Genomic DNA, 12,720 nt, shown 5'->3' with positions numbered 1-12,720 from the left:
ATAACGAGCATAACAGGAGCGAAATAATGCAATACAACATCTTAGGAAAAACGGACCTCCGGGTTTCCCGCCTTTGTCTGGGCTGCATGACGTTCGGCGAGCCGAATCGTGGAAACCACGCCTGGACGCTTCCCGAAGAGAGCAGTCGCCCTATCATCCAGCGCGCCCTTGAGGGCGGCATCAACTTTTTCGATACCTCGAACAACTATTCAGCCGGCAGCAGTGAAGAGATTGTCGGTCGCGCACTGCGCGATTTCGCCCGTCGTGATGAGGTGGTGGTCGCCACCAAAGTGTTTAATCGGGTGGATGACCTGCCGGAAGGATTATCCCGCGCGCAAATCCTGCGTTCTATTGATGACAGTCTGAGACGGCTGGGGATGGACTACGTCGATATCCTGCAAATTCACCGCTGGGATTACAACACGCCGATTGAAGAGACGCTCGAAGCGTTAAACGATGTGGTCAAGGCCGGCAAAGCGCGTTATATCGGCGCGTCATCAATGCATGCGTCGCAGTTTGCCCAGGCGCTGGCGCTGCAAAGACAGCACGGCTGGGCGCAGTTTGTCAGTATGCAGGACCACTACAACCTCATCTACCGCGAGGAAGAACGCGAAATGCTGCCGCTGTGCTATCAGGAAGGTGTGGCGGTGATCCCGTGGAGCCCGCTGGCCCGCGGGCGTCTGACGCGTCCGTGGGGAGAAACCACGGCGCGCCTGGTTTCTGACGAAGTGGGGAAAAAGCTGTATAGCGAAAGCGACGAAAATGATGCGCAAATTGCCGCCCGGCTGGCCGGCGTGAGCGAAGAGCTTGGCGCAACGCGTGCCCAGGTGGCGCTGGCGTGGCTGTTAAGCAAACCAGGGATTGCCGCGCCGATTATCGGCTCATCGCGGGAAGAACAGCTTGATGAGTTGTTGAACGCCGTGGATCTCACGCTGAAACCCGAGCACATCGCCGAGCTGGAAACACCGTATAAACCGCATCCGATCGCCGGATTTAAATAGCCTCACATTGCCCGATGGCGCTTTGCTTATCGGGTCTACGCACACGATCCCTGGCCGGATAAGGCGTTAACGCCGTCATCCGGCACCGGCATCACCCGTCAAATAATCCCGATCGGCCAGTGATGTCCGATGAAATAGAGGATCCCCGCGGAAATCACTCCGGCGACAATATCGTCCACCATGATCCCCATCCCGCCATGTACATTGCGATCGAACCAACGGATCGGCCACGGCTTCCACATATCCAGAATACGGAAAATCACAAACCCGGCGGCGACCCACCGCCAGTCGAGGGTCGGCAGCGCCATCAGCGTGATCCACATTCCGATGAATTCATCCCAGACGATACTGCCGTGATCGTGCACGCCCATGTCTTTTGCCGTCTGATGGCAAAGATAGACGCCGATACAGATGCCCAGCATCACCACCAGCGAATAGAGCTGCCACGGCAGAAAGGTCATCAGATACCAGAAGGGAATCGCCGCCAGCGATCCCATCGTACCTGGAACAATCGGACTGAGGCCGCTACCAAACCCGGTCGCCAGTAAATGCCACGGGTTAAGCAGATTCAGGCGGCTTTTGGCGACATCTTTATGGCGTGGCAAAATGGTCATATCCTTTCCAGTCAAAAGTGACAGACATTCCGTCACGCATGAAATGAATCCCTTCCACATCCGCGCTCATCTGCCCAATGCAGGTAAAGGCAACGCCAAGCTGTCCCATAGCCACCTCCAGCGCGCCGCGGTTCAGTTCCGGTACCGTAAAGCATAACTCATAGTCTTCACCACCGGACAACGCCCAGCGCAGCGCCTGTTCGGGCTCGACGTGACGCGTCATCGCGCCTGACCACGGCAGCGCATCGAGATCGACGCGCGCGCCACAGGCGCTGGCTTTAACAATATGCCCAAGATCGGAAATCAGTCCGTCAGAGAGATCAATCGCTGAACTGGCCAGATCGCGCAGCGCCTGGCCCTGCAAAATACGCGGCGTCGGACGCAGGTGACGTTTGAGCAAATATTCGCGGTCACCCTCATCGGCAACCTGCAAACGGTTCTGCAAAATCGCCAGACCTGCGGCGCTATCACCCGGCGTGCCGGTCACGTAAATCCAGTCACCCGGTTTCGCCCCAGAGCGTTTCAGTGCGCGCCCGGCAGGAACAAAGCCGTGGATACCCAATGTCATCGACAGCGGCCCCCGCGTGGTGTCGCCGCCAATCAGTTGCATATCGTAGTAATTCAGGAGATCAAACAGACTGTCGCTGAAGGTTTCCAGCCAGCGTTCGTCCACCTCAGGCAGGGTGATCGCCAGCGTCAGCCACGCCGGATCGGCCCCCATTGCCGCCAGATCGCTTAAATTCACCGCCAGCGCTTTGTACGCCAGATCGGCAGGATCAATGTCGGTCAGGAAGTGGTTGCCCGCCACCAGCGTATCGGTGCTGATTGCCAGCGTCTGTTTATCAGGGATGTTCAGAAGTGCACAGTCGTCGCCAATACCGGTTTCGACGTCAAGACGAGAGCTTCTGACACGGTCAAAATAACGGGCAATCAGGGAAAATTCGCCGCATGCCATACGTTATGCCTCAGCAGAAAAAAAGAAAAAGCCGCCAGGGGAGAGGAATCGCTTCCACTTCACTGACGGCCTGGAGATTACTTTTTGTTGGGGCGAATCGCAGGCGCTGCTTTATCCAGAACGCCATTGACGAACTTGTGGCTGTCTTCCGCGCCGAACGTTTTTGCCAGTTCAATCGCTTCGTTGATGGCCACTTTATATGGCACATCACTGCGTTTAGACAGCTCGAACAGCGCAATACGCAGTACGGCTTTTTCCACCTGACCCAGCTCTTCCAGCAGACGAGACAGGTAAGGCTTCATCAGGCCATCCAGGTACGCGCTGTTAGTCGCCACCCCGGACAGCAGTTCACGGAAGTACATGACGTCAACATCTTTCACGTCCTGTTCTGCCAGGAACTGGTATTCAACATCAGCGATGTCGTTCTGGGACAACTGCCAGGAGTAGAGCGCCTGAACGGCACACTCACGAGCGCGGCGACGAGCAGCAGGTTTCACGGATTTCCCCTTACAAAAATCAGGCCTTGATGGCTTTCAATACATTAATCATTTCAAGCGCGGTCAGTGCAGCTTCCGCGCCCTTGTTGCCAGCTTTGGTACCAGCACGTTCGATAGCTTGTTCAATGCTTTCGGTGGTCAGGACGCCAAAGGCGACCGGAATTTCGCTGTCCTGAGCGACATGCGCCAGGCCGTTGCTTGCACCGCCAGCGACATATTCGAAGTGAGCTGTGCCGCCACGAATAACCGTACCCAGTGCAATCACCGCGTCATATTTACCGGTTTTCGCCAGCGCGCCTGCTGCCAGCGGCAGTTCGTAGGCACCTGGAACCCAAACGACGGTAATGTTTTCATCTTTGACCTGACCAATACGTTTCAGGGCGTCAATCGCACCTTCCAGCAGGCTGTCATTGATAAAGTTGTTGAAACGCGCAATGGTGATGGCGACGCGAGCGTCCGGAGTAGCAACGTTAGCTTCAATAATGTTCATATTCTTCCTTCGGGTTCGATATGGCCCCGTAAGGGGGGCGGATTTTATCATAATATTCTGTGCGCTGCTTCCAATAATTCGATAATTCGAAAGCCTCACGCAGGGGTTAAATGCAGGCAAACGTCCGGGCCCACCTGGCGTATCTCATTGAATTTGAAATGGGGGGCGTCAGCCAGTTTCTCAAGCCCTGGCAACACACATAATCCCCTGGCGTCACTGCCTAACAGTTTAGGCGCAAGATAGACGATAAGCTCGTCAACCACTCCGGCCTGCAAGAGCGCACCGGCGAGCGTCGGCCCGGCCTCCACCCACAGACTGTTAATTTGCTGTTTGCCGAGCAACATCATCAGCACCACCAGATCCAGATGCCCGTTATGCTCCGGCACCAAAATCGTGCGAACCGAGTCGGGCCAGACGCGTGCGTCTTCTTTGGTGCGCGCAATCCAGGTTTCTCCTGGCTGCTGTACCAGGCGGTGCTCCGGCGCTACGCGGTTCTGACTGTCTATCACAATTCGCACCGGCTGACGCACGGCATCCTGCGGATAAAGAGCTTGTGTCGCCTCGCCGAGTTCTGACCAGCGCACGGTGAGCTGCGGATCGTCCGCCAGCACCGTCGCGCTGCTGGTTAAAATGGCATGGCTTTGCGCGCGTAGACGCTGAACATCACGTCGCGCCTCGGGAGAGGTAATCCACTGACTTTCGCCGCTGGCCATCGCTGTACGGCCGTCCAGCGAAGCGCCGAGTTTCAGTTGCACATACGGAAACCCGGTGCGCATCCGTTTGAGAAAACCTTTATTTAACGCTTCGACTTCACTCATCATCAGCCCGTGGCTGACGTCAATGCCCGCCTGCTGCAAACGGTATAATCCGCGTCCCGCCACTTGTGGATTCGGGTCCTGCATCGCCGCCACCACGCGAGAAACGCCCGCGGCGATCAGCGCGTCGCAGCACGGCGGCGTGCGGCCATGATGACTACAGGGCTCAAGCGTGACGTACGCAGTGGCCCCTTTGGCCTTTTCGCCCGCCATGCGCAAGGCATGCACTTCCGCATGCGGTTCGCCCGCACGATGGTGATAACCTTCACCGACAATCTCGCCGTTATTGACGATCACGCAGCCGACGTTAGGGTTGGGATGGGTGGTAAACCGCCCGCGCTGCGCCAACTTCAGCGCTCGCGCCATGTATAACTCATCCTGCATGGCTTAATCCTGTAGGCGAGCGATCTCTTCGCCAAATTCTTTAATATCTTCGAAGCTGCGGTAAACCGAGGCAAAGCGGATATAGGCGACTTTATCGAGTTTTTTCAATTGTTCCATCACCAGATTGCCAATCATCTTACTGGGGACTTCACGTTCGCCGGTGGCGCGCAGTTGCGACTTAATATGATTCAACGCCATTTCGACGTCGTCGGAACTCACCGGACGCTTTTCCAGCGCGCGTTGCATTCCACTGCGCAGCTTTTCTTCATTAAACGGTTCGCGCACGTCGTTGCTTTTCACAACGCGTGGCATTACCAGTTCTGCCACTTCAAAGGTAGTGAAACGTTCATTACAAACCAGACACTGCCGACGGCGGCGTACAGAAGAGCCCTCGCCCACAAGACGAGAGTCAATTACCTTAGTGTCTACGGCGAAACAGAATGGGCAATGCATACGGCGTCCTGACCAGGTGGTTAACAGAAATCTATTTTAACCTGAACTGACGTGACAACAAAGGCGCAACGCTTTTGAGACAATGGATCGATGTCTTTGATCATATTACGAACTACCATTATGGTATCGCGACTATTCAGGAAATAAGAGAGATGACAAGACGTTACCTAAGAATTCTCCTGGTGGGAAGTCTCTTTAGTCTGAGCGCCTGCGCGCAACAAAGCGAAGTGCGCCAGATGCATCAAAGCGTTTCAACGCTGAATAAAGAGATGAATCAGCTTAATCAGGAAACCGTGAAGATTACTCAGCAAAACAGTCTGAACGTTAAATCCACCCGTGGTGTTTACCTGCTACCGGGCTCCAATACGCCCGCACGGCTGAACAGTCAGATAGGCACACTGCGCATGTCGCTTATCAACATTGCGCCGAATGCCGCTGGCACCCGGGTGACGCTGCGCATTCAGGGGGAATCCAACGATCCGCTGCCGGCCTTTAGCGGCACCGTTGAATATGGGCAAATTCAGGGAACTACTGACAATTATCAGGAAGTGAATGTGCAGAATCAGTTGATCAATGCCCCGGCCAGCGTGCTGGCACCGAGCGATGTGGACATCCCGCTGCAACTGAATAACCTCACCCCCGACCAGTTAGGATTTGTGCGTATCCACGACATCCAGCCTGTTACGCAATAAACCTCCTTGCGGAACGTTTTGTGCGTTCCGCAACATCCCTCCGTCTCTTTTTGTGACTCCGCTGACATCCACGTCAGTTTTTGTCAACGTTGGCAATCAGCATGAAAGTCAGTACAATCGCCGCGCTAAAATACGCAAACGTGAACGCAATCGATTACGTAAATGATAGAACTGTGAAACAAGACATATTTTTGTGAGCAATGATTTCTATAATAGGCTCCCAGAAACATGAATTATTCAGAAACGCTATTTGCGCCTTTTTCACTCCCGTCAGGGATTTCAAACAGTGGCATACAATATGAAAAAAACATTACTTGCAGCCGGTGCCGTGCTCGCGCTCTCCTCGACATTCACCGTTAACGCTGCGGAAAATGACAAACCGCAGTATCTTTCAGACTGGTGGCACCAGAGCGTCAACGTCGTCGGTAGCTATCACACTCGTTTCGGACCGCAGCTCCGTAACGATACCTACCTGGAATATGAAGCTTTCGCGAAGAAAGACTGGTTTGACTTCTATGGCTACATGGATGCGCCGGTTTTCTTCGGTGGTAACACCGACGCGAAAGGGATCTGGAACCACGGTTCTCCGCTGTTTATGGAAATCGAACCGCGTTTCTCCATCGACAAACTGACCGGCACTGACCTGAGCTTCGGTCCGTTTAAAGAGTGGTACTTCGCCAATAACTACATCTACGACATGGGTCGTAACAAAGATGGCCGTCAGAGCACCTGGTACATGGGTCTGGGCACCGATATTGATACTGGCCTGCCGATGAGTTTGTCTCTGAACGTATATGCGAAATATCAGTGGCAGAACTATGGCGCCGCTAACGAAAACGAGTGGGACGGCTACCGTTTCAAAGTGAAATACTTTGTTCCGATTACCGAACTGTGGGGCGGTAACCTGAGCTATATCGGTTTCACCAACTTTGACTGGGGTTCCGATCTGGGCAACAACGACTTCTCCGATCTGAACGGCAACAAAGCGCGTACCAACGACTCCATCGCCTCCAGCCATATTCTGGCGCTGAACTACGACCACTGGCACTATTCGGTCGTAGCGCGTTACTGGCACAACGGGGGTCAGTGGAACGACGACGCAGAGCTGAACTTCGGTAAAGGTAACTTCAACGTGAAATCTACCGGCTGGGGTGGCTATCTGGTTGTCGGCTACAACTTCTGATAACGTTACTTTCCTGCAAAAGCCAGCCAGAGCGCTGGCTTTTTTTATGCGTGCGTTTCGTCGCGGATCTTACGTAAAAAATCACTCAGCGATCGATCGGCGCACTCGCTAAATCGCCTGTCGAGCGGCGTGATGCTTAAACAGCGATCGACACGAAAACAGCGATAGTCCTCGCGCCGTTCGCACCAGGCTACCAGCAGCCAGAACTCTCCCTGGAAAAAAATCCCTAACGGCTGCACGTCCCGCCAGGTGAGCTGCCCCGCCTCATCACGATAATGTAACGCCAGCACCTGTTGCGTGCTCACCGCCCGGTGGATCATATCGAACGCGCTACGTGAATGCTGTTGCCTGCCAAAATCCGGCGCGAAAATACGTGCCTGCTCGGCTTTACGTCGGCTTTCTTCCGGTAATATCGCCAGCACCTTTTCCTGCGCCGACTCCAGTTCTCTGGAGAGCAGATCACCGCCCCAGGTGTGCAGCAGACGAATGGCGGCAATCAGCGCTTCCGATTCCCGGTGCGTTAGCATCAGCGGCGGGAGATCAAACCCCGCCATCAGCCGATAGCCGCTTCCCGCCTCCCCTTCGACCGGCACGCCGGAGAGCGAAAGGTCACGGATATCACGATAGATCGTCCGCTCTGACACCTCAAGCCGTTCCGCCAGCAGCGCTGCCGTTGTCAGCCGCCTGCCACGCAGGATCTGGACTATCTGAAATAAACGGTCAGCGCGACGGGTCATAGTTGCTCTCTGTGATTAAGCCGGTTGATGTAACCCCACACGATTGCCTTCGCTGTCAGTAAACAGCGCGATGGTACCAATCTCTTTACCGAGATCGAGCGGACCAAAAACGCAGTTGCCACCGGCACTGGCGACGCGATCCAGCGTGGCGACGAGATCGTCCGTATGCAGATAAATAATGGCGCCCTGTAATGAAGGCGCGATGCCATCAAACTTCGCCAACGCACCACCGGTGGCCGGATCGTCATACGGGAAAACCGCCAGATCGGCAAAATCCATTTTTTCACGACGCAGCGACAGCCCCATGACCGGCTCATAAAACGCAATCGCGCGTTCCATATCCGTTACGGGAATTTCAAACCAGTTAATAATGCTTTTCATCGTTCCTCCTGCCTGTGTGGGTAAGTTCAGGAAGAGGATAAAACAGGGCTCCTGACAGCATAGTGTCAGGAGTGATTGCAGGACAAGAGAAAGGAAGAAAAGAAAAATCCCGATCGAATGACCGGGATTTCTGAGCATGAACTGAAAATCGGGTTACGGCAGAATTGACGGCTGATCCGCCCCTTCTTTCTCGACTTTCTGTTGCAGCATATGCTCGCGCTTCATACCAAGTTTCAGCGCCAGCGCCGATGCCACGTAAATGGACGATGCCGTACCGATGGACACCCCGATAAGCATAGTCAGCGAGAAGCCTTCCAGCACCGGACCACCAAACAGGAACAGCATCAGGATAACCATTAACGTCGTACCGGAGGTAATCAACGTACGGTGCAGCGTCTGGGTCAGTGACACGTTAAAGATTTCGTAAGGCGTCCCGCGACGAATTTTGCGGAAGTTTTCACGAATACGGTCAGAGACCACGATACTGTCGTTAAGCGAGTAACCGATAACGGACATCAGCGATGCCACGATAGTCAGGTCGATCTCGATATGGAATAACGACAGGATCCCCAGCGTAATGATGACGTCGTGCGCCAGCGCGATAACCACGCCCGCCGCCAGTCGCCATTCGAAACGGATACCAACGTAAACCAGGATGGAGATCAGCGCTGCCAGCAGCGCCATCGCACCGGTTTGCGCCAGATCGGCACCTACGCTCGGTCCGACGAATTCAATACGCTTCACCGCTGCGTTCTGGTTGGTGGATTCATTAATCACACTCAACACTTTGCTGCCCAGCACCTGGCCGCCGTTGGCCCCTTCGGTCGGCGGCATACGGACCATGATGTCGTGACTGCTGCCGAAGTTCTGTAAAAGCGGATCAACAAAGCCCGCTTTTTCCAGCGCGTCGCGCATCACGTCCATCTCAGCCGGTTTTTCCAGCGTGATTTCAATCACCGTACCACCGGTGAAATCGAGACCCCAGTTAAAGCCGCGCACGCCCATCACGATGATGGCCAATACCAGCAACAGGCCTGAGATGCCGAAAGCCCAGTAGTCCCAGCGCATAAAGTCCCAGACTTTACGGCCGTGGTTCAATTGTTCAACAGTATATTCCTGTGCCACTTCGCACTCCTCAGATTGACAGCTTTTTGACGCGCTTGCCGCCATACAACAGGTTTACGATGGCACGCGTACCGACGATCGCGGTAAACATCGACGTCGCCACACCGATACCGGTAGTAATCGCGAACCCTTTAATTGCCCCGGTGCCGACAGCGTACAGGATAATGACCTTAATCAGCGTCGTAATGTTCGCATCAAAGATGGAACTGAAGGCGCCCGCATACCCTTCGTTGATCGCCTGCTGCACCGAACGTCCGTTACTCAACTCTTCTTTGATACGTTCGTTGATCAGGACGTTCGCATCGACGGCGACGGCAAGGGTTAAGACGATCCCCGCAATCCCCGGCATACTCAGCGTTGCCCCCGGCAGCAGCGACATAATGCCAACAATCAGTACCAGGTTAGCAATCAACGCGCTGGTCGCAATCAGACCAAACTTCTTGTAGAACAGAATCATGAACAGGATGGACACCGCCAGACCGGCCAGACACGCTTCCAGGCCCTGCTTGATGTTCTGCATCCCCAGCGTTGGACCGATGGTCCGCTCTTCAACAATCTGAATCGGCGCAATCAGCGCACCGGCACGTAGCAGCAGAGAAAGCTGACGCGCTTCGTTCGGGTTGTTGATCCCGGTAATACGGAAGCTGTTACCCAGACGAGACTGGATGTTGGCGATGTTAATCACCTCTTCCTGTTTCACCAGCACCGCGCGACCGTTAGCGTCTTTTTTACCGCTGTCTTTGTACTCCACAAACAGGGTCGCCATCGGTTTACCGATATTGTCCTTGGTGAAGTTAGACATGATGTTGCCACCTGCGCTATCCAGCGAGATGTTTACCTGCGGTTGGTTGTATTCGTCCTGGCTTGAAGTGGAGTCAGTGATATGGTCACCGGTCAGGATAACGCGTTTGTACAGCACAACCGGCTGACCTTCACGCGTCTGTTTCACTTCGGAATCACCTGGAACACGCCCGGATGCCGCCGCAGACTGATCAACGTTGGTGTTGACCAGACGGAATTCCAGCGTCGCTGTCGCGCCAAGAATCTCTTTCGCACGCGCCGTGTCCTGAATACCCGGCAGCTCGACCACGATACGATCCGCGCCCTGGCGCTGTACCACCGGTTCGGCGACGCCCAACTGGTTCACACGGTTACGCAGGATATTGATGTTCTGTTGTACCGCGTATTCACGCGCTTCGCTCAGACGTGCATCGGTCATCACCGCGCGCAGCGCATTGCTGCCCTGACTTGAGATAACCAAATCCGGGTGACGCTTGCTGAGATAAGCAATCGCTTTATCACGTGCGTCAGCATCACGGAAGTTGATGCTCAGGCCGTAATTGTCTTCTTTACGAACGGTAGTATACGGGATGCCTTCTGTACGCAGATCGCTGCGCAGGCTATCGATATTTTGTTCCTGCAGTTTACCCAGCGCGGTATCCATATCCACTTCCATCAGGAAGTGAACGCCGCCGCGCAGGTCAAGACCGAGTTTCATCGGTTCTGCTTTGATGGCCGCCAACCAGCGCGGAGTTGCCGGAGCAAGGTTAAGCGCCACGACGTATTTATCACCCAGCACGTCCACCAGCGCTTCACGTGCACGCAGTTGGGTGTCGGTGGTGTCGAAGCGCGCAAGAATCGCGCCCTCTTCCAGTGCCACAGACTTAGCGGTAATTTTTTCTTTTTGTAACGTATTCTGGACCTGGATCAGCGTTTGCTCACTGGCGGCGACACCGCGCGCGCCAGTGATTTGAACGGCCGGATCCTCACCATACAGGTTGGGAAGCGCATACAGCAGGCCGACGACAATGACGACGATCAGCATGATGTACTTCCACAAAGGATAACGGTTTAACACGGCAGTTCCCTTAGGGAAAAGTTACTATTACAGCGCCTTCATGGTGCCTTTCGGCAGAACGGCAGCTACGAAATCACGTTTGATAACCACTTCAGTGGTATCGTTCAGTGCGATAGCGATGTAACCAGATTCTGCAACTTTGGTCACTCGGCCTACCAGGCCACCGTTAGTCAGGACTTCATCACCTTTCGCGATGGAGGCCATCAGGTTTTTATGCTCTTTAGTGCGCTTCTGCTGTGGACGCAGGATCATGAAATAGAAAATCAGACCAAACACCACCAGCATCAGAATCAGAGACATCGGGCTGCCCTGCGCCGGAGCACCTGTTGCCGCTACCGCATCAGAAATAAAAAAGCTCATTCAAATTCCCTCATTATTAAAATTAATCAACGTTCAAAGGTGGAACCGGTCGACCCTGACGTTGGTAAAAATCGGTCACGAAGCTCTCTAATTTACCCTCTTCAATAGCCTTGCGTAAACCCGCCATCAAACGCTGGTAGTAACGCAGGTTATGAATCGTATTGAGTCGCGCGCCCAATATTTCGTTGCAACGATCAAGATGATGCAAGTAGGCACGTGAATAATTGCGACAGGTGTAGCAATCACACTCAGCATCGAGTGGGCTGGTATCGCTCTTATGCTTCGCATTGCGAATTTTCACCACGCCATCGGTCACGAACAGGTGACCATTACGCGCATTGCGGGTTGGCATCACGCAGTCAAACATATCGATACCGCGACGCACGCCTTCAACCAGATCTTCAGGTTTACCGACGCCCATCAGGTACCGCGGTTTATCTGCCGGAATTTGCGGGCAAACATGCTCAAGGATGCGATGCATATCTTCCTTCGGCTCACCCACAGCCAGACCGCCGACAGCGTAGCCATCAAAGCCAATCTCTACCAGACCTTTCACAGAGATATCACGTAAATCTTCGTAAACACTGCCCTGAATGATGCCAAAAAGCGCATTTTTGTTGCCCAGACCATCAAAACGGTCGCGGCTACGCTTCGCCCAACGCAGTGACATCTCCATCGATCGTTTAGCATAGTCCCAGTCCGCCGGGTACGGCGTGCATTCGTCAAAAATCATGACAATATCGGAACCGAGATCGTACTGAATCTCCATCGACTTTTCTGGATCAAGGAAAATCGGATCGCCGTTGATCGGATTGCGGAAGTGTACGCCCTGTTCGGTGATCTTACGGATATCACCCAGGCTGAAAACCTGGAAACCGCCGGAGTCCGTCAGAATCGGGCCTTTCCACTGCATGAAATCATGCAGGTCGCCATGCAGCTTCATGATCTCCTGGCCTGGACGCAGCCAGAGATGGAAGGTATTACCAAGGATAATCTGCGCGCCAGTGGCTTCAACTTCTTCCGGCGTCATGCCTTTAACAGTGCCGTAGGTCCCCACCGGCATAAAAGCAGGCGTTTCCACAACGCCACGATCAAACACCAGGCGGCCACGGCGGGCGCGTCCGTCGGTGGTATCCAGTTCGAATTTCATTTTTTCTCCAGTACGTCAGAAAAAC

At 54.2% G+C, this 12,720-nt stretch carries 15 protein-coding genes; 3 read left to right on the top strand and 12 right to left on the bottom strand.

Annotation, left to right across the window (positions count from 1 at the left end; all coding sequences use genetic code 11):
* Positions 1–26: 26 nt before the first annotated feature.
* Positions 27–1,001 carry an aldo/keto reductase gene (locus ACQ0PY_RS06045; protein ID WP_054176075.1) on the top strand — a complete coding sequence of 325 codons (975 nt, stop codon included), beginning with the start codon at positions 27–29 and terminating at the stop codon, positions 999–1,001.
* Positions 1,002–1,099: 98 nt separating this feature from the next.
* Here ACQ0PY_RS06045 and pgpA read toward each other — a convergent pair whose 3' ends face one another.
* The 6 genes from pgpA to nrdR all read right to left on the bottom strand — a co-directional run bounded on the left by pgpA (position 1,100) and on the right by nrdR (position 5,209).
* Positions 1,100–1,615, bottom strand: coding sequence for a phosphatidylglycerophosphatase A (gene pgpA, locus ACQ0PY_RS06040; protein ID WP_043001597.1), 516 nt, complete (start codon positions 1,613–1,615; stop codon positions 1,100–1,102).
* Positions 1,593–2,570 (bottom strand): thiamine-phosphate kinase, encoded by a 978-nt coding sequence (thiL, locus tag ACQ0PY_RS06035; protein WP_109739943.1) that lies wholly within the window; start codon positions 2,568–2,570, stop codon positions 1,593–1,595. The genes pgpA and thiL overlap by 23 nt, the downstream gene beginning before the upstream one ends.
* Positions 2,571–2,647: 77 nt before the next feature.
* Positions 2,648–3,067 carry a transcription antitermination factor NusB gene (gene nusB, locus ACQ0PY_RS06030; protein ID WP_042285962.1) on the bottom strand — a complete coding sequence of 140 codons (420 nt, stop codon included), beginning with the start codon at positions 3,065–3,067 and terminating at the stop codon, positions 2,648–2,650.
* A 19-nt stretch (positions 3,068–3,086) separates the two neighbouring features.
* Positions 3,087–3,557 carry a 6,7-dimethyl-8-ribityllumazine synthase gene (gene ribH / locus ACQ0PY_RS06025; protein ID WP_001021161.1) on the bottom strand — a complete coding sequence of 157 codons (471 nt, stop codon included), beginning with the start codon at positions 3,555–3,557 and terminating at the stop codon, positions 3,087–3,089.
* A gap of 95 nt (positions 3,558–3,652) precedes the next feature.
* Positions 3,653–4,756: a bifunctional diaminohydroxyphosphoribosylaminopyrimidine deaminase/5-amino-6-(5-phosphoribosylamino)uracil reductase RibD gene (gene ribD, locus ACQ0PY_RS06020; protein WP_043001599.1), complete on the bottom strand. Its 1,104-nt coding sequence runs from the start codon at positions 4,754–4,756 to the stop codon at positions 3,653–3,655.
* Positions 4,757–4,759: 3 nt separating this feature from the next.
* The gene (gene nrdR / locus ACQ0PY_RS06015) at positions 4,760–5,209 is read right to left on the bottom strand and encodes a transcriptional regulator NrdR (protein ID WP_042324561.1); all 450 of its coding nucleotides are present in this window, start codon (positions 5,207–5,209) and stop codon (positions 4,760–4,762) included.
* Between the two features lie 152 nt (positions 5,210–5,361).
* Here nrdR and ACQ0PY_RS06010 point away from each other — a divergent pair, with 152 nt between their 5' ends.
* Entirely contained in the window at positions 5,362–5,901 is a 540-nt protein-coding gene (locus ACQ0PY_RS06010; RefSeq protein WP_043001600.1) for a SadB/YajI family lipoprotein, read from the top strand.
* Positions 5,902–6,199: 298 nt separating this feature from the next.
* A complete protein-coding gene (locus ACQ0PY_RS06005) occupies positions 6,200–7,084 on the top strand; it encodes a nucleoside-specific channel-forming protein Tsx (RefSeq protein ID WP_109739941.1) in 885 nt (294 codons plus the stop codon).
* Between the two features lie 44 nt (positions 7,085–7,128).
* On the opposite strand, the gene ACQ0PY_RS06000 is transcribed toward ACQ0PY_RS06005, so the two are convergent.
* The 6 genes from ACQ0PY_RS06000 to tgt all read right to left on the bottom strand — a co-directional run bounded on the left by ACQ0PY_RS06000 (position 7,129) and on the right by tgt (position 12,695).
* On the bottom strand, positions 7,129–7,821 hold the full coding sequence (locus ACQ0PY_RS06000; protein ID WP_043001602.1) for a helix-turn-helix transcriptional regulator: 693 nt from the start codon (positions 7,819–7,821) through the stop codon (positions 7,129–7,131).
* Positions 7,822–7,836: 15 nt separating this feature from the next.
* Positions 7,837–8,202: a VOC family protein gene (locus ACQ0PY_RS05995; RefSeq protein ID WP_044327304.1), complete on the bottom strand. Its 366-nt coding sequence runs from the start codon at positions 8,200–8,202 to the stop codon at positions 7,837–7,839.
* 153 nt (positions 8,203–8,355) lie between these two features.
* Entirely contained in the window at positions 8,356–9,327 is a 972-nt protein-coding gene (gene secF / locus ACQ0PY_RS05990) for a protein translocase subunit SecF (protein WP_043001604.1), read from the bottom strand.
* 10 nt (positions 9,328–9,337) lie between these two features.
* The gene (gene secD, locus ACQ0PY_RS05985; protein WP_071888433.1) at positions 9,338–11,185 is read right to left on the bottom strand and encodes a protein translocase subunit SecD; all 1,848 of its coding nucleotides are present in this window, start codon (positions 11,183–11,185) and stop codon (positions 9,338–9,340) included.
* A 27-nt stretch (positions 11,186–11,212) separates the two neighbouring features.
* Positions 11,213–11,545: a preprotein translocase subunit YajC gene (gene yajC, locus ACQ0PY_RS05980; RefSeq protein WP_042324569.1), complete on the bottom strand. Its 333-nt coding sequence runs from the start codon at positions 11,543–11,545 to the stop codon at positions 11,213–11,215.
* Between the two features lie 22 nt (positions 11,546–11,567).
* Positions 11,568–12,695: a tRNA guanosine(34) transglycosylase Tgt gene (gene tgt / locus ACQ0PY_RS05975; RefSeq protein WP_012133574.1), complete on the bottom strand. Its 1,128-nt coding sequence runs from the start codon at positions 12,693–12,695 to the stop codon at positions 11,568–11,570.
* Positions 12,696–12,720: the final 25 nt, after the last annotated feature.

The organism is Citrobacter sp. LST-B2 (assembly GCF_057983045.1).
This window is presented reverse-complemented; position numbering and strand designations above follow the sequence as displayed.